The sequence below is a fragment of the Ruminococcus sp. AF17-1AC genome, from assembly GCF_003461385.1.
Taxonomy (GTDB): domain Bacteria; phylum Bacillota; class Clostridia; order Oscillospirales; family Ruminococcaceae; genus Hominimerdicola; species Hominimerdicola aceti.
This window is the reverse complement of record NZ_QTWZ01000002.1, coordinates 78,352-101,747: the sequence shown is the minus strand read 5'-3', so window position 1 is coordinate 101,747 and position 23,396 is coordinate 78,352. Positions and strand designations below refer to the sequence as shown.

At 40.5% G+C, this 23,396-nt stretch carries 20 protein-coding genes, 2 tRNA genes and 2 pseudogenes; 11 read left to right on the top strand and 13 right to left on the bottom strand.

Translation table 11 applies throughout. The features are described 5' to 3' along the window. Nucleotide 1 precedes the first annotated feature (1 nt). Nucleotides 2-988 (top strand): site-specific integrase, encoded by a 987-nt coding sequence (locus DWW81_RS02215; protein ID WP_181984642.1) that lies wholly within the window; start codon nt 2-4, stop codon nt 986-988. 264 nt (nt 989-1,252) lie between these two features. Here DWW81_RS02215 and DWW81_RS02210 read toward each other — a convergent pair whose 3' ends face one another. Beyond that, nucleotides 1,253-1,435, bottom strand: coding sequence for a hypothetical protein (locus DWW81_RS02210; protein WP_117897223.1), 183 nt, complete (start codon nt 1,433-1,435; stop codon nt 1,253-1,255). Nucleotides 1,436-1,609: 174 nt separating this feature from the next. On the opposite strand from DWW81_RS02210, the gene DWW81_RS02205 reads away from it, so the two are divergent. Then, complete coding sequence (locus tag DWW81_RS02205; protein WP_117897224.1) at nt 1,610-1,795, top strand: hypothetical protein; 186 nt, start codon at nt 1,610-1,612, stop codon at nt 1,793-1,795. A gap of 23 nt (nt 1,796-1,818) precedes the next feature. Beyond that, complete coding sequence (locus tag DWW81_RS02200; protein WP_117897225.1) at nt 1,819-2,181, top strand: hypothetical protein; 363 nt, start codon at nt 1,819-1,821, stop codon at nt 2,179-2,181. Nucleotides 2,182-2,230: 49 nt separating this feature from the next. Here the strand turns inward: DWW81_RS02200 and DWW81_RS02195 are convergent. After that, nucleotides 2,231-2,307, bottom strand: a tRNA-Met gene (locus DWW81_RS02195). A gap of 141 nt (nt 2,308-2,448) precedes the next feature. On the opposite strand from DWW81_RS02195, the gene DWW81_RS02190 reads away from it, so the two are divergent. Next, a tRNA-Pro gene (locus DWW81_RS02190) sits at nt 2,449-2,525 on the top strand. Between the two features lie 103 nt (nt 2,526-2,628). On the opposite strand, the gene xylB is transcribed toward DWW81_RS02190, so the two are convergent. Both xylB and DWW81_RS02180 read right to left on the bottom strand, forming a co-directional pair. Next, the gene (gene xylB / locus DWW81_RS02185; protein WP_117897226.1) at nt 2,629-4,152 is read right to left on the bottom strand and encodes a xylulokinase; all 1,524 of its coding nucleotides are present in this window, start codon (nt 4,150-4,152) and stop codon (nt 2,629-2,631) included. Between the two features lie 244 nt (nt 4,153-4,396). Next, nucleotides 4,397-4,576 (bottom strand): hypothetical protein, encoded by a 180-nt coding sequence (locus tag DWW81_RS02180; RefSeq protein WP_022288558.1) that lies wholly within the window; start codon nt 4,574-4,576, stop codon nt 4,397-4,399. Between the two features lie 386 nt (nt 4,577-4,962). Here DWW81_RS02180 and serC point away from each other — a divergent pair, with 386 nt between their 5' ends. The 3 genes from serC to DWW81_RS02165 all read left to right on the top strand — a co-directional run bounded on the left by serC (nt 4,963) and on the right by DWW81_RS02165 (nt 7,644). Beyond that, a complete protein-coding gene (gene serC / locus DWW81_RS02175; protein ID WP_117897359.1) occupies nt 4,963-6,045 on the top strand; it encodes a 3-phosphoserine/phosphohydroxythreonine transaminase in 1,083 nt (360 codons plus the stop codon). A 33-nt stretch (nt 6,046-6,078) separates the two neighbouring features. After that, nucleotides 6,079-7,230: a 3-phosphoglycerate dehydrogenase family protein gene (locus DWW81_RS02170; RefSeq protein ID WP_117863315.1), complete on the top strand. Its 1,152-nt coding sequence runs from the start codon at nt 6,079-6,081 to the stop codon at nt 7,228-7,230. Nucleotides 7,231-7,350: 120 nt separating this feature from the next. Further along, nucleotides 7,351-7,644, top strand: a complete 294-nt coding sequence (locus tag DWW81_RS02165; protein WP_117859496.1) for a hypothetical protein — start codon at nt 7,351-7,353, stop codon at nt 7,642-7,644. Between the two features lie 70 nt (nt 7,645-7,714). On the opposite strand, the gene DWW81_RS02160 is transcribed toward DWW81_RS02165, so the two are convergent. After that, nucleotides 7,715-8,200, bottom strand: a complete 486-nt coding sequence (locus DWW81_RS02160) for a GtrA family protein (protein ID WP_117897360.1) — start codon at nt 8,198-8,200, stop codon at nt 7,715-7,717. 209 nt (nt 8,201-8,409) lie between these two features. Here DWW81_RS02160 and DWW81_RS02155 point away from each other — a divergent pair, with 209 nt between their 5' ends. From DWW81_RS02155 to DWW81_RS02145, 3 genes are all read left to right on the top strand, one after another. Beyond that, a complete protein-coding gene (locus DWW81_RS02155; RefSeq protein WP_117897361.1) occupies nt 8,410-9,678 on the top strand; it encodes a hemolysin family protein in 1,269 nt (422 codons plus the stop codon). After that, entirely contained in the window at nt 9,671-10,174 is a 504-nt protein-coding gene (locus DWW81_RS02150; RefSeq protein ID WP_117897362.1) for a hypothetical protein, read from the top strand. Before DWW81_RS02155 ends, DWW81_RS02150 begins: the two co-directional genes overlap by 8 nt. A gap of 102 nt (nt 10,175-10,276) precedes the next feature. Continuing rightward, nucleotides 10,277-11,110 carry a hypothetical protein gene (locus DWW81_RS02145; RefSeq protein ID WP_117897363.1) on the top strand — a complete coding sequence of 278 codons (834 nt, stop codon included), beginning with the start codon at nt 10,277-10,279 and terminating at the stop codon, nt 11,108-11,110. 107 nt (nt 11,111-11,217) lie between these two features. On the opposite strand, the gene DWW81_RS02140 is transcribed toward DWW81_RS02145, so the two are convergent. Continuing rightward, nucleotides 11,218-11,715, bottom strand: coding sequence for a hypothetical protein (locus DWW81_RS02140; protein WP_117897364.1), 498 nt, complete (start codon nt 11,713-11,715; stop codon nt 11,218-11,220). 388 nt (nt 11,716-12,103) lie between these two features. Between DWW81_RS02140 and DWW81_RS02135 the strand changes: the two genes are divergently transcribed. Continuing rightward, nucleotides 12,104-14,677 carry a cation-translocating P-type ATPase gene (locus DWW81_RS02135; protein ID WP_117897365.1) on the top strand — a complete coding sequence of 858 codons (2,574 nt, stop codon included), beginning with the start codon at nt 12,104-12,106 and terminating at the stop codon, nt 14,675-14,677. A 108-nt stretch (nt 14,678-14,785) separates the two neighbouring features. Here DWW81_RS02135 and nrdG read toward each other — a convergent pair whose 3' ends face one another. From nrdG to DWW81_RS02100, 7 genes and pseudogenes are all read right to left on the bottom strand, one after another. Next, nucleotides 14,786-15,304: an anaerobic ribonucleoside-triphosphate reductase activating protein gene (gene nrdG / locus DWW81_RS02130; protein WP_117897366.1), complete on the bottom strand. Its 519-nt coding sequence runs from the start codon at nt 15,302-15,304 to the stop codon at nt 14,786-14,788. Between the two features lie 529 nt (nt 15,305-15,833). After that, on the bottom strand, nt 15,834-18,989 hold the full coding sequence (locus DWW81_RS02125; protein ID WP_117897367.1) for a type I restriction endonuclease subunit R: 3,156 nt from the start codon (nt 18,987-18,989) through the stop codon (nt 15,834-15,836). Between the two features lie 25 nt (nt 18,990-19,014). Then, nucleotides 19,015-20,397 (bottom strand): restriction endonuclease subunit S, encoded by a 1,383-nt coding sequence (locus DWW81_RS13375; protein WP_207660180.1) that lies wholly within the window; start codon nt 20,395-20,397, stop codon nt 19,015-19,017. Next, entirely contained in the window at nt 20,375-20,842 is a 468-nt protein-coding gene (locus DWW81_RS13370) for a restriction endonuclease subunit S (RefSeq protein WP_207659989.1), read from the bottom strand. The genes DWW81_RS13375 and DWW81_RS13370 overlap by 23 nt, the downstream gene beginning before the upstream one ends. Beyond that, nucleotides 20,839-21,612 carry a hypothetical protein gene (locus DWW81_RS02110; RefSeq protein ID WP_207659990.1) on the bottom strand — a complete coding sequence of 258 codons (774 nt, stop codon included), beginning with the start codon at nt 21,610-21,612 and terminating at the stop codon, nt 20,839-20,841. Before DWW81_RS02110 ends, DWW81_RS13370 begins: the two co-directional genes overlap by 4 nt. Nucleotides 21,613-21,614: 2 nt before the next feature. Beyond that, nucleotides 21,615-22,280, bottom strand: a pseudogene (locus DWW81_RS02105) (type I restriction-modification system subunit M); the annotation flags it as partial. Nucleotides 22,281-22,449: 169 nt separating this feature from the next. Further along, nucleotides 22,450-23,370 (bottom strand): annotated as a pseudogene (locus tag DWW81_RS02100) (type I restriction-modification system subunit M); the annotation flags it as partial. Nucleotides 23,371-23,396 lie beyond the last annotated feature (26 nt).

Here is a 23,396-nt window from a genome sequence, read left to right as displayed (position 1 = left end):
AATGAGCATTGAAAACATTGACACGGATAAAATTTTGTTCTGTGACTATATCATAGTATGGAATAATGAAACGTGTTACAGAAAATCTCCGTCAACTTATGATGGCTATGTAGGTATCATAACAAAATACCTTTACCCTTATTTCAAGAGCAAAGGACTTAGACTTGTTGATGTCAAGCCTATGCACATAGAGGGCTATCAAAGGCACATACTGCATGATACAAGGCTTTCTGTGAATACGCTCCGTAAACATCATGAAGTCATGCGTGCGTGTCTGAATTACGCATATAAGAACGATTTTATAAGCAAAAATCCTTACACGGCTTTTTCACTTCCTCGAAAGGTGGAAAATGAAATGTCATATTATACAGAAGAACAGCTCTTGAAGCTCCTGCGTGTGGCTTATGGTACTCAGATAGAAAGCTTTGTGTATCTCGCTGTGTGGTTTGGACTTCGCAAGTCCGAGATACTTGGTTTGCGTTGGGATAATGTTGACTTCCTCGGGCGTTGTCTTTATATCCGTGAAACAAGAACTAGGATAAAAGACTATAAGTCAGGGCATTGGGTCGAAAGTCAAAACAAGAGAATGAAAACAGTAAAATCACGCCGTGAGTTTCCTCTAAGTGATGAACAACTTGACTACTTGCATAAGCTTTATAGCAGACAAGCTCCATTGTGCAAGGCAAGGAATTATGTGTGCGTGAACGCTGAGGGTGTACCGCTTCACTATGATTATGTACTGCACGCCTTTCAAGACTTGCTCCGCAAGAACGATTTGCCTAAAATTCGCATACATGACCTTAGACACAGCAATGCAACGCTTATGCTTAACAGCGGTTTCAGTATGAAAGAGGTTTCGGAGTGGCTCGGTCACAGTACATACAAGCTTACGGCTGATACATATACTCATGTATCTGCTGAGAATAAAGCTCAGATGTCGAAAACGATAGGCTATAAGCTTTCACCTTATAAGGGTGATAACTTATGAGGGTCGTTCTTCTGTTTTGTATAGGGGCGTTTTTCTACTTCCTGAGTTATGTTCTTGAAAAGCGGATTGAAGAAATGAAAAGGGACTTCTAAAAATGAAAGAATTTAATTTTGTGTGTGAGCGACTTTTGGATTTTGCTATTTGCTATGGTTATTGTGATACTATGCTTTGTGCCTGTTATGCTGATTGTCATTTTTGTGCTAATAATGGCACTGCTTATTGCCTTAATTGTTCCGTACTTTCTGTATAAAAAAATGCAGGGGCTTAATGCTCCTGCATATCTTTTTCGAGTAGTTCAATTATAAGGGCGTTAAGGCTTTTACCTTTGCGTTCTGCGTGTGCCTTATATATTTCACGCTTGCCCTTTGGTACTCGTACCTTTATATCGTCAAGGTTGTTCTTCATATATTTTGCGGTTGCTTTTTTTTGTGCTTCTGTGTATGGCATTTTCTCACCTCCGTTTTTTATTATATCACTTTTATTGTATGGGTACAATATACATATCGTACAATATGTACCCTATATATTTGTTTAATTTGTCAATTGATATATTGTACCCGATATGTTATAATTAATACAGACAAAGGGAAAGCGGATAATACCGCAGAAAGGTTGATTAAAATGAGAGAAGTTGCAATTGTTTTTGATGAATATAAGAATGAAATATTCTTTGGTGAAACTGTTGGCGAATGTCATAATTATTGTGTTAATCACAATATCACAGGTGAACACGGCGAATATATTGGCATAGGAATTTTTGATGAAAACACAAGATATTTTGAGCTCGAAGATTATGAGGGAATATAAAATATTAGAAAGGATTGATTTATATGGAGAAACTTGAAACTATTGATAATTATTATATTCTTGCTTTTGCATATCGTGTTTATAATGCAAAATGGGTAAAGGAATGTCTTATTTTAGAAAATAACGCTAATGATGTTATTGCAAACGAAAGAGAAAAAATGCTAAGTAGGATATGCTCTCAGCTTATGTTTGCAATGGATTCGTACTATGAAAAAGGTTTGATTAATCTTACTGCTATATCCGATTATGAAATTTATAAATCTGCTTATAGCTATACTCTTGGTTTAATCAAAAAAAATCAATCGAATTTAATTTGGTCGAAGTCTGCTCTTGAAAATTTTGCATCTGAATTACATGAAAAAATTATTGCACTTGAAAATCTTTAGCATTATTCAACAAAAAAAGGCTGTCGCAAGTGCAACAACCTTTTCACCTTGGTTGCGGGAGCTGGATTTGAACCAACGACCTTCGGGTTATGAGCCCGACGAGCTACCGAACTGCTCCATCCCGCGATATTTTTTGTGCTCTCTCTTGAGTGCTTATTTATTATATCACAAATGAATGTGAATGTCAATACCTTTTTTGCAATTTTTTTTATTTTGATTGAAAACTCTTGACTATTGTATCCAAATCGGGTATAATATATACGTTGTCGGGGTGTGGCGCAGATTGGTAGCGCGCTACCTTGGGGTGGTAGAGGTCGTCGGTTCAAATCCGGTCACTCCGACCAATATGTAAGAACGGCTTTCCGCTATTGTGGAGAGCCGTTTTTTAGTTGTCAAAATATTTTAACACAAAAAAGCTCCGAAATGATCGGAGCTTTTGGTTTTATATTACATCTTTGCAAGCTTTGCAAATTCTGCTTTCAGAGCAGGATAGATCTCTGTGTAAAGCTTGTAGTATTTCTCATACTCAGGTACTCGCTCTGCTTCAGGCTGCTGTACCTTGTCGGTCTTTACTACTGCCTTACAAGCTTCCGGTACTGATGAGTAAATGCCTGCGCCTGTTGCTGCAAGAAGTGCTACGCCAAGGGCTGGACCTTCTTTCGATGAAGCTGTTTTTACAGGGCAGTTGTAAAGATCTGCGAGCATTGATCTCCACAGCGGTGAGCTTCCGCCGCCTCCGCATGCCATCATGTCGGATACGTTGATATCCATTTCTCTGAATACCTCAACGCAATCTCTCAGGGAGTATGATACGCCCTCCATTACTGCTCTCAGCATATCACGCTTTGTGTGCATTGCGGAAAGTCCGAAGAATACTCCTCTTGCGTCAGGGTCAAGATGCGGTGTTCTTTCACCCATGAGATATGGCAGATAGAGAAGTCTGTTTGCACCAACAGGCACTTTCTCTGCTTCCTTATCCATGAGATAATATTCGTCAACGCCCATGCACTTTGCTGTTTCTTTCTCTGCATTGCAGAAATTATCCCTAAACCATTTCAGCGAAAGTCCTGCACCTTGTGTAACACCCATAACGTGCCATGCGTTCGGCACTGCTGCACAGCAGGTGTGAACTCTGCCCTTTGGGTCGATAGAGATAGAAGAAGTGTGTGCGAATACAACGCCTGATGTTCCGATAGTTGTGAACGCCTTACCGTCCTCTGCAACGCCTGTTCCGATAGCCGCAGCGGCATTGTCGCCTGCTCCGCCTACTACTATAGTACCCTCTTTAAGTCCTGTAAGCTCAGCCATTTTCTTTGTGACCTTGCCTGTTACCTCGCATGACTCGTACACCTTGCCCAGCATTGACATATCAATGCCAAGCGTATCGCAGACTTCCTTTGACCAGCAGCGGTTCGGCACGTCAAGAAGCTGCATACCGCTGGCGTCGGAAACCTCTGTTGCATATTCGCCTGTGAGGATAAATCTCAGATAGTCCTTTGGCAGAAGAATGTGTCTGCACTTTTCATATATATCAGGCTCGTTGTTCTTTACCCAAAGGATTTTCGCAGCCGTCCAGCCTGTGAGGGCAGGGTTTGCTGTTATCTTGATGAGCTTTTCTCTGCCTAGCTTTTCGTTCATCTCTTCAACTTCTGCGGCAGTTCTCTGATCGCACCATATTATGGACTTTCTAAGAACGTTGTCGTCCTTGTCGAGCATAACAAGTCCGTGCATCTGTCCTGAGATACCAACGCCTGCAACGTCCTCTTTATTTACTCCGCTTTTTGTCATAACAGCCTTGATAGTGTTTATCATTGCGTTTGCCCAGTCAGCAGGATCCTGTTCTGCATAGCCGTTTTTAGGCTGATACATAGGATATTCAATAGTTACAGAAGAAATAACAGTGCCCTTTTCGTCAAAAAGCACCGTCTTAGTGCCGCTTGTGCCGCAGTCTACGCCGATTACATAAGCCATATTTTTTTACTCCTTTATAATATGTATAGTATCATTTGTTTTTGCTAAAACGATTACATTAATTATACAATATTTCTCTCTGAAATGCAATACCCATAAAACGTTTTCGCAAAATTTATCTGCACATAAAAAAGGACGGTGGGGCTGCCGTCCTATAAGTTTGTTGAAAGACCTGGCGAACTTGCTGGCGGGACGTCGTGTCTGCGTTATTGGCAGGGTACGGTCTTATACCGCCATTTTAAGTCTAGTCTGCTTTCTCAAGCACAAAGAATGTGCTGTTGTTTTCACTTTTCATTTCCTTTATAGCCCAGCCTGCCGCGATCAGACTGTTGAGCTTTTCAACTCGCTGAAATCTGTCCATATCCGGGGCTTTTCCATCATGGGCTTTGTCCTCATTTCTTGAAACATAAAATATCTTTTGCATATATATCCTCTTTCCCTGAGAGTGACAATTGTTCCCCGATTTTTTTACAACTGTCGCATTTTATTGATTACATTATACTACACAAATATGGAGATTTCAAGGAATACCAAAAATTTTAACCTCTTTTTAACGCTTTAGTATTATTCTGATTTTTCATGCTTTTCAGTGCTTATTATATATAACGGCATAGGTAAGGTGAAAAAATGCACGTTTTCAGGGCTGTTTTATGTGCTGATATGTACAAAAACTTATGACGAGTGAGTATTTTTATATGACAGCCCTTGACTTTTTTTTATAAAAGGCATATAATAATATTATTAATTTATATATTTATAGTCTTTATAAATAATGAAACTAAGAAACTAATTTATATGGAGGGTTTAACAATGGGTAGAGTATATAACTTCAGCGCAGGTCCTGCTGTACTCCCTGAGGAAGTGCTTAAGGAAGCTGCCGATGAAATGCTCGATTATAAGGGCACAGGTATGAGCGTAATGGAGATGAGCCACCGTTCCAAGGCGTTCGATGACATCATCAAGGAAGCTGAAAAGGACATCAGAGATCTTATGGGTATCCCTGATAACTATAAGGTGTTGTTCCTTCAGGGCGGTGCTTCTCAGCAGTTCTCAGCCGTTCCTATGAACCTTATGAAGAACAAGAAAGCGGCTTACATAATCACAGGTCAGTGGGCTAAGAAGGCTTATCAGGAGGCTCAGAAATACGGCGAGGCTGTTGCTGTGGCTTCTTCTGATGACAAGACTTTCTCTTATATCCCTGATTGTTCAGATCTGGATATCCCAGAGGACGCTGACTATGTTTATATCTGCGAAAACAATACTATCTATGGTACAAAGTACAAGACTCTGCCTAACACAAAGGGTCACACACTTGTTGCAGACGTTTCTTCCTGCTTCCTGTCTGAGCCTGTTGACGTAACAAAGTACGGCGTTATTTACGGCGGCGTTCAGAAGAACGTTGGTCCTGCCGGCGTTGTTATCGCTATCATCAGAGAAGATCTTATCACTGACGATGTTCTTGAGGGAACACCTACAATGCTCAAGTGGAAAACTCAGGCTGACGCTGACTCTCTTTACAATACACCTCCTTGCTATGGCATCTACATCTGCGGCAAGGTATTCAAGTGGATAAAGAAAATGGGCGGTCTTGAGGCTATGAAGGCTCACAATGAGAAAAAGGCTAAGATACTCTATGATTATCTTGACCAGAGCAAGCTTTTCAAGGGCACTGTTGTTCCTGAGGACAGATCTCTTATGAACGTTCCATTCGTAACAGGCGACGCTGAGCTTGACAAGAAGTTCGTTGCTGAGGCTACAGCAGCAGGCTTTGTAAACCTCAAGGGTCACAGAACTGTTGGCGGTATGAGAGCTTCTATCTACAACGCAATGCCTATCGAGGGCGTTGAAAAGCTCGTTGAGTTCATGAAGAAGTTCGAGGCTGAGAACGCATAAGCGTAACCTTATTATAAGAGAGGGTAATTTACAATGTATGAGATAAAGACATTAAATAAGATCGCTACCTGTGGTACTGATATCTTTGACAAGGCTAAGTACACAGTAAGCGACAATGCTGAAAATCCTACCGCTATAATGGTACGTTCAGCAAAGATGCACGATATGGAAATGCCTGAGAGCCTGCTTGCTATTGCAAGAGCAGGTGCTGGCGTAAACAATATTCCAGTTGACAAGTGCGCAGAGCAGGGTATCGTTGTATTCAACACACCTGGCGCAAACTCAAACGCTGTTAAGGAGCTTGCTATTTGTGCGCTTCTTCTTGCTTCAAGAAAGATAACAGAGGCTGCTGCATGGGCTGCTTCACTTAAGGGCACTCCTGACGCTCCAAAGACAGTTGAGGGCGGCAAGTCTAAGTTCGCAGGTCCTGAGATATTGGGCAAGACACTTGGTGTTATAGGTCTTGGTGCTATCGGCGGAAAGATCGCAAACGCAGCCGTTGCACTTGGCATGGACGTTATCGGCTATGACCCGTTCCTTTCAGTAAACGCAGCTATCCAGCTTGAGCCTGCTGTAAAGGTAACTGCTGATATCAACGATATCTACAAGAATAGCGATTATATCACTATCCACGTTCCTTATACACCTGACACAAAGAACACTATCGACGAAGCTCAGATAGCAATGATGAAGGACGGCGTTCGTCTTATCAACCTTGCAAGAGGCGAGCTTATCAACAGTGCGGCAGTTGTAAAGGCTATCAAGGACGGAAAGGTTGCAAAGTATGTAACAGACTTTGCAGATGATGTTGTTCTGGGCGAGGAGAATGTTATCGTTCTTCCACACCTTGGCGCTTCCACACCTGAGTCTGAGGACAACTGCGCAACAATGGCTGCTCACGAGCTTATCGACTATATCGAGAAGGGAACTATCAAGAATTCTGTAAACTTCCCTAACGCAGAGCTTGCTAAAACAGGCGACCACCTTGTTTGCGTGCTTCACAAGAACGTTCCTGCTCTTATCGCACAGATCACATCTGTTGTATCTGACAAGGGCGCAAATATCGAGAACCTTGTAAACAAGTCTAAGAAAGACTGGGCTTACACAATGCTCGATGTTACAGGCGACGTTGACGCTGACGCTTTCAAGTCTATCGAGGGTGTTGTTGGCGTAAGAGTTCTTTAATTGTTGATAAAAGAAATTTTATATGCAGCAATGAGGCTGCCCACGGACGAACTGCGTCTTGGGCAGCCTTTTTTGATACAAAAAAAGCTATAATTTAAGTGAAAAATGGAGGAATTTAAAATGGACAAACTTATAACAGCAATTTTATTTATCGGAATACCAATGGCACTGACTCAGCTTATTTACAGGATAATTGACCGCAAGGGTAACAAGACCGCAAAGCTTGCTGAGCGTTTTCCTGTGCTTGTGAAAAGAAAGTTTCTTGTGCAGATAGGCGGAGCAATGGCGTTCGTTATCGTGTTCGGGCTTATCTCGCTTCTGCTTGACCTGCCTATCAAGGTGTTTTTCATTGTGTGCGGAGTTGTAGTGGGCGTGATAAACGGAATGGCGGTCACGCTTATGTACAGAGATTAGTCGGTTGCAACGTGGCAACTGATGAAAAAAAGCTGTCAGCATTTTTTTGCCGACAGCTTTTTATGTATGCTTATTTCTTTCTGAATACCACAAGCTTGCTGATGACATAGTTAAGTATCAGCACAACAACGTTTGCCACTATCTTTGTTACCCAATAGTTGAAGCTGAGAAGTGAGTAGCCAAGCCACATCATGAACATTTCTACGAGAAGAGTGAATATCCTTCCGCCGTAAAATGAAGCCGCTTCGGAGATTATCGCCTTTTTGCCCTCTGCTTCAGACTCGAAAACCCATATCCTGTTGGTTATGTATGCGAATGTTACTGCACATATCCATGATATGACGGTGCTTGTGGTGGAAACACCGCCCTTGCCTATGCCTGCCTGCTCCAAAAGTACTTTTGAGATGCCTGCGGTCACAAAGCTCACTGCGGTGGTGAGTGCGCCGAAAAACAGATACAAAAGCATTTCCTTGTTTTTGACGTAAAATGGTCTGAACCAGCCGAATATCTTCCAGTCCATTATTTTGTCGAAAATGTCCTTATCTTTCTTTGCCATTTCTGTTATCTCCTTTTGTGCATATGAATATTATGAACACAAAGAATATTATAACTCTTTTACATCGTTTTTTCAATAATACTGTTGCAATTGGTTAAAAAATATGTTATGATAACTATATGTAGTCAGTTTTCATGACTGCCTTTAGTGCTATTTTTATAACTAGGGCAGCAAATTTATACACTGACCTGAAAGGATAATTTTATTTTATGAAAGTTGTTATCATCGCTGTGCTTCTTATGCTGTCTGCTATTTGTTCTGCAACGGAGACAGCGTTTTCTTCATGCAACAGGATAAGGCTTAAAAAACTTGCAGACGACGGAAACAAGTCTGCAAAGAAGGCAATGAACATATGCGATAATTTTGACAAGGCACTCACTGCCATACTTGTGGGAAACAATGTGGTGAACATTTCTTCATCATCACTGGCGACTGTGCTTTTTACTGAGAAATTCGGCAAGGGAAGCGTGGGTCTGGCTACCGTAGTCATGACAGTGCTTGTGCTTATTTTTGGTGAGATCTTGCCTAAGAGCCTTGCAAAGGAGAATTCTGAGCGGTTTTCTATTCTTATGGCGGCTCCGCTCTCCGCATTCATGTTCATCATCACACCTATTACGGCTGTTTTTATGGGCATAAAAAGCGGTGTTTCAAAGATTGTGGGCAACAAGAACAGCGAGCCGTCTGTTACTGAGGAAGAGCTTAAATATATCATAGACGAGATTCAGGACGAGGGCGTACTTGAAGAGCAGGAGTCGGAGCTTGTGCGTTCGGCACTTGATTTTGACGAAATAACCATAAGCGAGATACTTGTTCCGAGAGTAAATATCGAGGGTGTTGAGCTTCATGAGGATATGGAGAGCATAAAAAAACGCTTTGTTCAGACAAAGTTTTCAAGGCTTCCTGTGTATGACAAGGATATAGACCACATTGTGGGACTTATCCACCAGGCTGACTTTTTTGAAATGTATTTGAAGGGTAAAACGGACATAAGCCTTATAATGAACAAGCCACTTTACATAACCGAAAACCGCAAGATATCTGAGATCCTGAAGCAAATGCAGCGCAAAAAGGTGCATATGGCGGTGGTGCTCGACCAATATGGCGGTACGGAGGGTATTTGTACCCTTGAGGATATCATAGAGGAGCTTGTGGGCGAGATCTATGATGAAAGCGACGAGGAGGATACCTCCCTTGTGAAAATAAGCGACGGCGTTTACGAAGCGTCGGCGGAGCTTTCGGTATCGGATTTTCTTGACAGGATAGGACTGCCGGAGGACACTATCGAAACCGAAAGAACATCTCTCGGCGGCTGGATAATGGATATGCTTGACAGACTTCCTGAGCAGAATGAAGTTATAAGCTGTCCGCCTTTTGAGATGACAGTGAAAATGGAGGACGAGCAGAAAATAGACAGGATACGCTTCAAGATATCTGAAGAGGAACTTGAAAGCAAGAAGGCGGAGGAAGAAAATGCCTAAGCAGATAAAGAAAGAGCAGATAAAAAAGTCAGAGCTTTTATACAGAAAATGGTCTGTTGCAGGGATTGCGGCAGCGGCTGTGTTCATGGGGTGTATGGCTGGGCTTATGAGCATGATAGTGAAAACCGAGGGGGCAAAAGTGCCAACGATAGTGCTTTTTGCGGCGTTCATTATCTACACGGCAGTGTCGGTGGTATGTGCGGTGCTTGGAGTGAAAAGCTATGTAAAGGACGACTGCGGAGTGTGTCTTTTTCAGGGTATAGTGCATATTTACAGCGTTATAGCCTGCGTAATGAATGTGAGAATGGCATTTATAATACTGTTCTCAGCGTTAGGCTCGCAATCGGGGGTAGATACCCTTATAGGAAGCCAATCGCAGAACGAATTTATACAAAGTCAGTATGCAAGCTGGATATGTCTAGCTGTTGCTACTCTGTTCTCAGTGATACTTGGTATTTTGGCGGTAGTATGGCTTGTGAAAAATAAAAAGAACTGATAAATCGGCTTTGCGTAGGGGCGACCTTGGGTCGCCCGTTATTTTGTATGTTTCACAGCATACAGGTCTTAGAAAATCATATAGTAAGGAAGAAGAAAAATAATGTTTTTGCTTATACTTGTAGTTGTATGCTACACAATATGTTCCCTTAGTGACAAGTACGCTGTTTCAACGGCAAAATTCAACGGCGATGAGCTTGGATTCTTAATGGCGGCGGCAACGGCTGTTTTCATGGCTTGCTGTCTGCCTTTCCTCGACAGGACTATCACATTTAGCTGGCAATCCTTTGCAGCGATAGGTCTGCTGTGCTTGTCGAAAATCCTTGAATTTAAGCTTTCGGCTATTATCCTTGACGAAATATCAGCCTTTGAGCTTAAGGCTTGGCTTGGTATCACCCTTTTCATGTCCTATGCAACGGATATTTTCCTTGGTGAAAAGCCGAGCATTTTCAAGTTCCTTTTTATCGTGCTTACTGTTGCAGGACTTGTTTTTATCGCAAAATCAGGCAGAACGGACAGCGGCAATATAAATTACCGCAGGATAGTTGTTCCTCTGGTGTTCTATCTTTTGGCAAGATACGGCTACGGCATAGTTGTAAGAGCGTCGGAGAATTACATATCCTCGACCATGGCGCTGTTCTTTGCGCTTATACTTATGGCTATCATACTTCTGCCAAGGGCGAAGCCTTTGGAGATATTCAAGAAAAATCAAAAGGGCGCATGGGTGGTTGTGCTTACAAAGATCCCGAATGTGGCAGGTCTGCTTGCGGAGAACGCTGTTATTGCTGTGAGCCTTGCGAGTGCGTCATTTATCCAGCCTATGATACTGTGTTCGCTGTTTGTTATAGCGCTCATAAGAAAAGAGCCTATCACAAAGCTGAGATTTATCGGCAGCGTTATTTGTATGGTGGGCATAATAGGATTTCAAATATGTTAAAAAACAAAACGTCGGACGTTTTCAAATTCGTCCGACGTTTTGTTGTCTGAAAGTTTACAGAAATAAAGTGAGCGACCAGAGGCCGCCCCAACATCTTGATGTTATGTTTATCTTTCGGTATTGTACATTGCGGCAAACCAGTAATCTTCTTCAAGATAGCTTGTGTCTTTCTTGCCCCATGTAATTTTTATCTTCACAAGACAGCCGTCAATATCCTCTTTTGGAAGCTCCAGCTTTTTGGACTCCTTGGCAAGCACCTTTCCGTCATAGCTGTAGACAGTGTAAAGCACATCCCCGAGCCTGTCCCCTGTGGCTTCTACGGACATAGGGGTTTTAAGGGTAACATTGCCGTCCTTATCTACATCCGCCTTTACATTAAATGACGGTACAGAGGAGAGCAGATCTTCAAAGCTCTTTTCAGCGGAAAGGCTCTCGGTCTTGCCATTGCAGTATCGTGTCTTTTCAGTGCCGGGAAGCTCATATTTGCTTCCGTCACAGGTCAGCACAACTGAACCTTTCTCCACCTTCGGGGTTATATTTATCACAAGGGCGCAAGCCAAAAAGATAACGGCGGTAAGCAGACCTACAAGTATTTTCCTTTTCATTATTATCACCAATGCTATTATAGCACCTTTTGGAATAATAATCAAGGGCAGTGTTTGGAAATGAGATTAAGCAAATGAGTTGTAAATGTACAATAAAATATATAAAAAACTATTGACAAAATCAAAAATATAGGTTATAATAACCTCATAGTAAAAGAGAGTAGCTGGCGGAGAGATCCGTTTATGTTTGCGTCAGTACGTTCCGATGAGGGACCGCTGCATATCTAAACGGCGAGACTTTTATTGATTAAATTGCCATAGGTGCAGTTTACCCAATAAACGTCTTGCCGATTTTTTATGCGTTTATTTTTCTGAGCCTATGAGAAAAGGAGGCTTTGAAGGGTATATCGGCAGCGACTACAGGAAAAAATAAAAAAGGTGGTATTTTATGAAGCAGTATCAGAAAAAACTTGACCAGCTTTACACTGAGTTTTCATCAGGTGAAAATGGTCTTTCAACCGAGCAGGCAGTGAAAAACTGCGAAAAGTTCGGACGAAATGTTATCACGGAGGGCAAGAAAAAGTCCATTCCCATGATTTTTTTAGAGCAGTATAAGGACTTCCTTGTGCTTATACTCATTATTGCTGCGATAGTTTCAGCTTTCATGAAAGACGTTGAGAGCTGTGCGGTAATTCTCGTTGTTATCACAATGAACGCTATCTTGGGTACAGTTCAGACTGTCAAGGCTGAAAAGTCACTGACGAACCTTAAAAAGCTTTCTGCGCCGACGGCTAAGGCTCTTCGTAACGGCGAAAAGGTCATTATCCCCTCTGAGGAGATCGCAGTGGGCGACATTCTTCTTATCGAGGCAGGCGACCAGATATGTGCAGACGGCAGGCTGATAGAATGTGCGTCTGTTCAGGTGAACGAGTCTGCGCTTACAGGCGAGAGCGTTAATATCGACAAGGATATGAGCGATATAGAGGGCGAAAAGCCTCTTGCTGAGCGTGCTAACATGGTTTATTCAGGCTCTTTTGTCACATACGGCAGAGGAAAAATGCTTGTCACTGAGGTTGGTATGGACACTGAGGTGGGCAAGATAGCCTCGCTTATCCAAAACGCATCAGAGAGAAAAACGCCTCTCCAGAACACACTTGACGAGTTCGGCAAAAAGCTTTCCATTGCTATACTTATTGTCTGTGCAGTAGTGTTCGGACTTAGTGTGCTTCGTGGCGGCAAGCTTATGGATTCGTTCATGTTTGCTATCGCACTTGCTGTTGCGGCTATTCCTGAGGCTCTCAGCTCTATCGTTACTATTGTGCTTTCTTTCGGCACACAGAAAATGTCAAAGGAAAACGCTATCATAAGAAAGCTTCAAGCTGTTGAGGGCTTGGGCAGCGTTTCTGTAATATGCTCTGACAAGACCGGTACTCTTACTCAGAACAAGATGACGGTCAGAAAAATAATGGTAGACGGCAGGATAATCGACACTGACGCTGTTGATATTGACGATGAAAAGGTCAAGACTATGACAAGAGCCATGATCCTTTGCAACGATTCAAGCTGTAAGGACGGCGTTGAGATAGGCGACCCTACAGAAACGGCTCTTATCAATTTTGGCACAAAGCTTGGTATCGACACTGACAAGGTGAGGGAAGATCTCCCTAGAATTTCTGAGATACCATTTGATTCAGACAGAAAGCTTATGTCAACTCTGCACGTTATCGACGGCGAAAAGGTGCTTTATGTAAAGGGTGCGGCTGACGTTCTTATAAACAGGATAACTTCAAGCGACGAAGAAAAGGCTGTTATAACCCAGCGTGTGGCAGAGCTTTCGGAAAAAGGTCTGCGTATACTTGCATTTGCAGAGAAAAAATTTGACAAGGATACCGTATGTCCAGAGGACGAGGACGGATTGGAGTTTGTCGGTCTTATTGCTATGATGGATCCTCCGAGAGAGGAATCAAAGGCGGCTGTTACGGAATGCCGCAAGGCAGGCATAAAGCCAGTCATGATAACAGGCGACCATATCGTTACGGCTTCGGCTATTGCCCGTGAGATAGGTATTCTTGACGACAACTCAAAGGCTGTTGAGGGTCACGAGCTTGACGCTTATTCAGACGAAGAGCTTGTTGACTTTGTAAAGGACAAGGCTGTTTACGCTCGTGTTACACCTGAGCATAAAATAAGGATCGTAAAGGCTTGGCAGGCAAACGGCTGTATAGTTTCCATGACAGGCGACGGTGTGAACGACGCACCTGCGTTAAAGCAGGCTGATGTGGGCGTTGCAATGGGCATCACAGGAACTGAGGTTTCAAAGGACGCTGCCTCAATGGTGCTTGCAGACGATAACTTTGCAACTATAGTCAAGGCCATAAGAAACGGCAGAAACATTTACGAGAACATTAAAAAGGCTATACTCTTCCTGCTTTCGGGCAACTTTGCGGCAATTCTTGTGGTGCTTTTCAACTCACTGCTTGGACTTCCTGTTCCGTTTGCGGCAATACATTTGCTGTTTATTAATCTGCTTACAGACTCGCTTCCTGCTATCGGTTTGGGTCTTGAACCTCACTCCGAAGAGGTCATGAAACGCAAGCCAAGAAACGCAAATGAATCTATACTCACACGTCCTTTCCTGGGCGAGATCGCATTGTATGGCGTAGTTATAGCGATAGCAGTAGCTTCGGCTTTCCTTATGGGAAACAAGACAAGCGCAGCTCTTGGTATGACGATGGCATTCGCAGTGCTTTGCTCCGCAAGATTGTTCCACGGATTCTCCTGCAAGAAAAAAGGTCCTGTTATCTTCTCAAAGGACTTTTTCAACAACAAGTTCGGTCTTATGGCGTTCGGTCTTGGAATGGTATTTTTAAACTCCGTTCTGCTCGTTCCACCGCTTAAAGGACTTTTCAAGATAGCAGACATGACAGGTATGCAGTTTGCATGGATATACATTCTAAGCTTTGGCTCTATGCTCGTTATCCAGCTTATAAAGGCGATATTCTTTACAAAGTCTGAGAAGTAAGGTCAAGAGCATGACACATGGTCAATAAATGGGACGTCGAGGACGCTGTCCCCCTACAATTTGTATAAAAAAACCGCTCTTCGTGATGTCACGGGGAGCGGTTTTGTTTTACATATCTTCGCAAGGCAGCCAAACCCCGTCCTCTTTATGAAGTATCCTCTGATTTTCAGATCCTCTGAATTTCAATGAGATGTTTTTCTTTTCGAGAACAAATTCGCCGTCAACGAGGTAGTCGATAAGGCTCAGCATTTCGTCTGTGTACTGTGTTCTGTATGGGGACTTTGAGCCTGCAAGCAGGTCAGTTTCAAGGGTACAGCCTGTGTAGCACCACACGTCCTTGTCGGGAAGCTCAGTTTTCACACGGCGGAGAAGCTTTGTAAGCTCAGGCTGGTTCTCAGGCTCCATAGGTTCGCCACCAAGGAGCGTAAGTCCTTTTATATAGCCCTTTGAGAGGGCGTTAAGTATCTCGTCTGCGGTGGTATCGGTGAAAGGCTTGCCGTAGTCAAAGTTCCAAGTGTCAGGCTGAAAACAGCCCTTGCAGTGGTGTCTGCAACCTGATACGAACAGCGTGACCCTCACTCCTGAGCCATTGGCGATATCGGTTTTCTTTATCTCACAATAATTCATTTTCCGCTCCTTTCATACATACAACGCAGGGCAATACGATTTTGTATTGCCCCGATAGTTATATGCTGTTTGCTGTTTTATGTCAATAATAATGTTCATTATTTTCGGATTTTGCAGTTTTGAGTTTTTGAGTTTTCCTTGCTATAATGTTCATTTTTTTGACGAGTTTTGATTTTTGAACTTTTGAGTTTTAACGGCTATAATGTTCAAAATTTTGCGATTTTGGCTGAAAAATTTTTGGGTTTTAAGGAAATGTTCACTTTTTTGAAAATCGCTCAAAAAAATTTTTGGGTTTTTGAAAATTTAATGCTTCGGATTTTGCAGTTTTGAGTTGTTTATTTTGATTTTAAAATGGAACAAACAGGGCTGTTTTTGTCCCGATTTTATTAGTTTTTTTGAATTTAAAATGGAACATTCGTTATTTTATTACAAGTATACACAAAATATTTTGAATTTAAAATGGAACAAGTTTAATTTTTTATGAAGTTGCGATATTTTATTTTGAATTTAAAATGGAACATACTTTATATTAGGGTTCATCTTCATCAGTGAATCTTGTTGAACCACCAACACCGAAAAACTTTTCAAAGAAAGCTTTCAACTTATCGATAACACTTTGTTTCTTTACTGCTCTATTTCCACCACCAAAGCGAGATACAGGAGGCATAAGCTTATCAATGTCTGTTCCTGTTGTTTTGATCTCACCATCACGGAATGCATTTTCTATAAATTTTCGTGTTTCAGGTTCTTTCAGCTTTTCGTCTTTAATGATTTGAACAAGTTCTTCTTCACGTCTATCTACAACGTAGTCGTGCCATTCTGACATAACATCTTCTACATCATTTATACCAGCAATAAAGGTTTCAATAAGAGCTTTTTTGCTGCGAAGCTCGGGGCTTGCATCAATGGCTTTCTTGATTGAAACAAGTACCTCTTTATCTTCACAGTGACTATCGTGATATTTCTTGACAAGTATAAGAATATAATCTATATTGATTTCTATCTGTTTGATAAGTTCAACTTCAAATACAATGTCATCAATAATGTCTGTGCTTTCACCTCGTCTGCGTCTTTCATTCCATTCATCTCGTAGGTCTTGGTATCTGCCTAAATAATCTTGCAGATCACGTTCATTGATCAATTCTTTATCTGCAAATTCGTCAAAAGCAGACAAAAGGTTTCTCATACGAAGAATAGCACCAAAGAGAGAAATAAAATCTCGCTGATTTTGTTCGCCTATGATCTGTGGCTCTATAAGTGGAAACTTTGATGTAAGCTCATCGACCATATCAATATAGCCAGGGTGTGGCTTGCCGTCAATACCCTCATAGCCATAATAATAATCTTTGAATCCTTTCATAAGTACGATACCGCCTGCATTTTTATCTCCGAAAAGTGATATAGCAGTATCAACACGCTTCTGAAGATTTCTAAAGCACACAATATTACCGAAGGTCTTAATTGAGTTAAGGATTCGGTTTGTTCTTGAAAATGCCTGAATTAGTCCGTGCATTTTCAAATTCTTATCAACCCATAATGTATTCAAAGTTGTGGCATCAAAGCCTGTAAGAAACATGTTTACAACTATCAGCAAATCCAATTCCTTGTTCTTCATACGAAGAGAAACATCTTTATAATAGTTCTGGAACTTATCACTATCCGTTGAGTAGTTCGTATGGAACATTTCATTATAGTCTTTTATGGCTGATTCAAGGAAGTCTCTTGAGGATTGGTCAAGTGCTGATGTATCTTCTGAATTCTCTTCATCAAGAATACCACTTGTATTCTCGTCATATTCAGCTTCATTTGCACCATAGCTATAAATAGTAGCAATACGGAGTTGCTTTGTAGGGTCAGCTGACATTTGTTTCTTAAATTCTTGATAATATAACTTTGCCATAGGCACAGACGCAACTGCAAAAATAGAATTAAAACCGCTTATACGTTGCTTTTGTTTTATCTCCTCTACTGTGCCATTTTTGCTGGATGCTACTTCTGATATGTTGGTAAGTGCATTGTAGATATAGGTTTTATCACCCCGATAGGTCTTTCTATCAAAATTGTCAAGAATATACTTTGTGACAAGACTTATTCTTTCAGGCGCCATCATAGCCTTTTCACGGGCAATGTCCCACACCTGTTCGTCATCAATATCTTCACCCATATCCATTGTTTTTACATAATCAACTCTGAATGGTAGGACATTTTTATCATTGATAGCATCAACGATCGTATATGTATGGAGTTGGTCGCCAAAAGTCTGCTCAGTTGTGAAGAACTGTGGCTTGCGAACACTTCCTGTGTTGGCAGGAAAGATAGGTGTTCCAGTGAATCCAAATAGGTGATATTTCTTGAAGCTTTTTACAATGGCAGCGTGCATATCACCAAACTGGCTTCTGTGGCACTCATCGAAGATTATAACAACGTGTTTATTATATACGTCGTGGTCTTTGTTTTTCTTGATAAACGTTGCAAGTTTCTGAATGGTGGTTATAATAATATGAGCATTAATATCTTCCAACTGTTTTTTCAGAATAGCGGTAGAGGTATTGCTGTTAGCTGCGCCTTTTTCAAAACGATCATATTCTTTCGTCGTTTGATAGTCAAGATCCTTACGGTCAACTACGAACAGCACTTTATCAATATAGGGGAGAGATGAAGCTAATCTTGCTGTTTTAAATGATGTAAGCGTCTTTCCAGAACCTGTTGTATGCCATATATAACCGCCACCAGCGATAGTGCCATATTTTTTGTAGTTATTAGCGATCTCGATTCGGTTAAGAATACGTTCTGTTGCGGTTATTTGATAAGGTCGCATTACCATAAGCATATTTTCTGATGTAAATATGCAGTACTTAGTAATGATATTCAAGATCGTATGTTTGGCAAAGAATGTTCTTGTAAAGTCTATCAGGTCGGGAATGACACGATTGTTTGCATCTGCCCAGAAAGACGTAAACTCAAAACTATTGCTGGTTTTACCTTTCTTTGCGGAATTCTTATTTGCATCTTTTATTGCATTGAATCGAGTGCTGTTAGAATAATATTTGGTATTTGTTCCATTTGAGATAACGAAAATCTGCGTATATTCAAACAGACCACTCCCTGCCCAAAAGCTGTCACGCTGGTATCGGTTTATCTGATTGAACGCCTCACGGATAGCTACACCTCTGCGTTTTAACTCAACGTGGACAAGTGGCAAGCCATTTACAAGGATAGTGACATCATAACGATTGTCGTGTTTTGCACCCTCGGCTGTACCGATGACATACTGATTTATGACCTGCAAAAAGTTATTGTGGATATTCTTCTTGTCAATAATAGTAATATTCTTTGTGCTTCCGTCATCACGCTTTAAGTTCTTGATATTATCTTCTTGTATCGTTTGTGTCTTTTCAACGATACCCTCGTTTTGATTTGCTATTGAATCCTTGAAAAATCTTTCCCATTCGTTTTCAGTAAAATGATAGTCATTGAGCTTTTCAAGCTGAGTACGCAGATTTGCGATAAGATCTTTTTCATGATGAATTTTAAGATATTCATAGCCCTGCTCTGTGAGCATATGGATAAATTCTTTTTCCAATGCTGCTTCAGATTGATAGTTGCTAGAACGTGTTTTTGCCGGCTCATACTCTGTAACAACGGTGTTTTCTGTTGTCTGTGCGACAATATTGAAATATGGCACAATAGCCGCCTCCTTTACTTAATTACTAAAAGCTGAGTAATTTATCTCTATAATATTCATATTGTTTTTGCCTTGCTTCGATCTCTGCAGGCAAGCCAGATGAAATATCATTGCACAATGAATCGAACCTGTCGAGAATTGATACGATTCGTTCTTGTTCTTTCAAAGTTGGCAACATAATTTCAATTTCTGCTACTTGATTCAAATACAGACCTGCCTGAGCAGAGCCGTGTGCATTTGATTGCATATATGCTTGAGTTTTTGATGTATCAAGATAATATTTTAAATAACTTGGTAAGACACATCTTTTGGGCTTTATTACACATACACTTCTTTGAAGTAAAAAGTCAGTATTATCTTTAATTATTGCTGTTCGTCCAATAGTAGCAACAATAGTCAATAATACATCACCACTTTCTATATTAGTCCTTCTTCTCTCTTTTAAAAATGTATTAATATCAACGTATCTTTTGGTAGAAAAATCAATGAAGCCATTGTGAATATTCTGTGCAGATAATATTGGATAGTCACCGTTATCAAAGAGCGATTTTGGTAAATTATGCATTCCGTCTTTGATAGAAATTGCAATATCTTTCAGCTTAACTGGTGCATACCCAAACACATACTGCCACAGCTTGATCAATCCGCTGTGCCACTCATCTCTCTCTCTCTCTCTCTCTCTCTCTCTCTCTCTCTCTCTCTCTACGTTAACAAAATATGAATTGTCGAAAGACAGAAGTGCGTCACGATAATACTCGTATTGCTTTTGTCTTGCTTCAATTTCAGCAGGCAAGCCTATATTTAGGTCGGAGCAGATTTTTTCAAAGTTGTCTAACACTTCTACAAGACGTTTTTGAACATTCAAAGATGGAGCTGGTATTTTAGCTTTCAAAATATTATCATTATATAGTCGAGATATTGTTCCTCCTGTTGAAATTTTCCAAGGCTGTTTAGAATAACAATACATTAAATATTTATTTAATACTTTTGTTTCATCGTGTTCTAACCAAACAATATTGGAATCTTGAAAATATGATGGTTTTCCATCGAATATAATGGTTCTGCCGATTGTTCCAGAGCAAGATATTAAAATATCACCTTTTTCAGGATAGGAGTACTTTTTTTTATATTCCTCAAACAATTCTTGCGTAATAAAGGCATCTGCTTTTTTTCCGAAAGTACCGATTTTATAAAATGGTACATCTCCAATAGAATTCGTTTGTTCTTTTAAAATACGTTTGCACATTCTTACTCGTCCAATTTCACCTAGTGTCACCATTGGAATTTTTTCCTGTGGCTTTAACAACTCATCCCTATAATACTCATACTGTTTCTTTCTCGCTTGCAGCTCCGCTTGCAGCTCCGCTGTAAGTGATGTGAAATTGTCAAAGTATTCGGACAATTTCACGTTGGACTTCTAGGGGAGGGACGGGAACAGGATATTTATTTAGCATTGTTCTACGAACAGAAGTTACAGAGGAGTTTACTGCAGTCTTTTGAATGTACTCGAAAAATGTGGCTTTCATATAATGAAAGAAGAATTCTGACATAATTCTATCATCAATAATATGAATTCGGTATGCTCTTTGGTGTAGTGCATATTTCCCACTAATATAGTGAAAAATTTTCCCGACGCCAACGCCATCCCCCGATGTGATAATTGCAGTTTCATCATAATCGTACGTATTTAATCTACGTACATCCTGAGAACGTACGAAAAATGGATATGCTCCATCATCCAACTCCTCGTTTGTATTATGACTACCTGTACTGATATCTGCCAATGTAGATAATTGACAATACTCTACCCCGTCAGGACATAATTTTTGAATCAGTTCTTCTAATCTGCTCATCGCATCATCTCCATTATTTGTTCATGTGAATAATCCTCAACTTGTTTCCGAAGTATATATTCTTCGCTTGTTGTATATGTATCATCATATTTCGTCTTTGCAATTGGAGAAAAATAATAGCCATAGCCTTCCAATACCGGAGTAAAATCACTTGTAATTGCACAAGTCACCTTTGCTGTGTTTTTTCCTTTATAATCACCTAAACGTAATGTTACTTCACGAAGCGAAAGTTTTTTAAACCCTTGTTCAAAAAATAAAAAGCAAATGCCTCCTACCTTGGCTTCTGAATAATAAGCAAGACAATCTGGTTTTTCACGTCCTATTTTATCAATAAACTCCTTTTCGTTACTGGTCAATTCTTCATGGTTACCAACTTTTTTCAAAATCTTATCAAAACCAAAATGAATACCGTCGATTATCCGAATATTTTCAGCCGGATAAACTGTAGGGATAAAACTGCTCCCATCGTCATATGCCCAAAATGTCAAATAATTATTACCTGATCCCCACTTTTTTATTTCAGCTCTTGCCGTTTGTGGACTGTCTGCCCAATATGACAGTTTTTGTCCTGGAAAGAGATTTGAATACCTATTATCCTTTCTGCTTAATCTTAGATTTCCGCTATGAAGTTCACTTACTGTTTTTCCATAATAACTATCGTTAAATTCAAGGCATCTAAAAAAATCAAAATCATGTGATTCTATTATCGGCAATTTTTTATGTTTCCATATATCCATTCCAAAATCTTGATATGGAAAAAATTCTCCCATAATTACACCTCGATTTCTGCAATGATCTTGTCGATCTCATCACGAAGCACCTGTTCACGAGCAACTATCTCTTTGATCTCAGCATTAAGCTTGACAATATCGATCTTTTCTCTTGTGTCCTCAGCCTCAACATATGTTGAAACCGAAAGATTATAGTCATTTTCCTTGACCTCATCATAATCGGCAAGATGCGAAAAATGTTTTATCTCGCTGCGTTCAGCAAAGCAGCCAACGATCTTGTTTATATTTTCGGGAGTAAGCTTATTATTGTTCGTAACCTTGATACATTCATTGGTAGCGTCAATAAATAAGGTCTTGCTGTCTGTTTTACATTTTTTTAGCACCATAATGCAGGTGGCAATAGAAGTGCCAAAGAAAAGATTTGCAGGAAGTTGTATTATACAGTCAACAAAGTTATTGTCTATCAAGTATTTTCGGATCTTCTGCTCAGCACCGCCACGATACATAATTCCCGGGAAGCATACGATCGCAGCCGTTCCGTTAGATGCAAGCCAGGAAAGGCTGTGCATTATGAACGCCATATCAGCTTTGCTTTTTGGTGCAAGTACACCTGCGGGGGCAAAACGTGGGTCGTTTATGAGCAGAGGATTGTCATCGCCAGCCCATTTTATTGAGTAAGGTGGATCAATTATTATCTGGAGTTCAAAATTATTGAATCAAAACTATTCGACATTCCTTTCCATAATTGCTTATCATCATATTTGCATTTAAATGTCAAGATCGCAAAGCGTGCATTTTAATCTTGATATTTAAATGCAAATATGTATAGAATTTCTTATGGAAAGGAATAAAGAAAACCATCCAACTACAGATAATTGAAACTATCAGTTCAAACGGCTCATCGTCCCAATGTGCAGGTGCGATAAGAGTATCTTCGCAAGCAATATCAAATTTGTCAAAACCAATATCGTGTAAAAACATATTGATACGACAAAGGTTGTAGGTTGTGATATTTATTTCTTGACCATAAAAGCCGTTGCGTATCTTATCTTTTCCAAGTACCTTTTCCGCCTTTAAAAGAAGCGAACCACTTCCGCAGGCTGGATCATATACCTTATTGATTTCAGTTTTGCCGACTGTACCAAGTCTTGTAAGAAGTTCTGATACATCGGCAGGAGTGAAGAATTCACCACCGGATTTTCCTGCGTTGGAAGCATACATAGTCATAAGATATTCATAAGCATCACCAAATGCATCTATATCGTGATCTTTGACGTCACCTAGATTCATATCTGCCACGCCGTCAAGAAGCTTACAAAGCTTTTCGTTTCTCTTTGCAACTGTTGAGCCAAGCTTGTTGCTGTTTACATCAAAGTCATCAAACAGACCTGCAAAGTCTGATTCCGATTCGCTGCCTTTTGCAGATTCTTCAATGTGACGGAATACTCTTTCAAGAGTTTCATTTAGATTTTCATCATTTTTCGCTGCTGATCTTACATTACAGAAAAGTTCTGACGGAAGAATAAAGAAACCTTTTTCCTGCACTAATCCCTCACGGGCTTCTTCTGCATCATTATCACCCATTTGAGCGTAATCAAAATCAGTATTTCCTGCTTCGAGTTCGCCTTCATTTATGTAGTTAGTTATATTTTCTGAAATATATCTGTAAAACATAGTGCCGAGGACATAGTTTTTGAAATCCCAACCATCAACTGCACCTCTGAGTTCATCTGCGATTGCCCATATGGCACGATGAAGCTCATCTCGTTCCTGTTCTTTTTTTGTATCAACTGTCATTGTAATTTCTCCAATTAATCTAAATA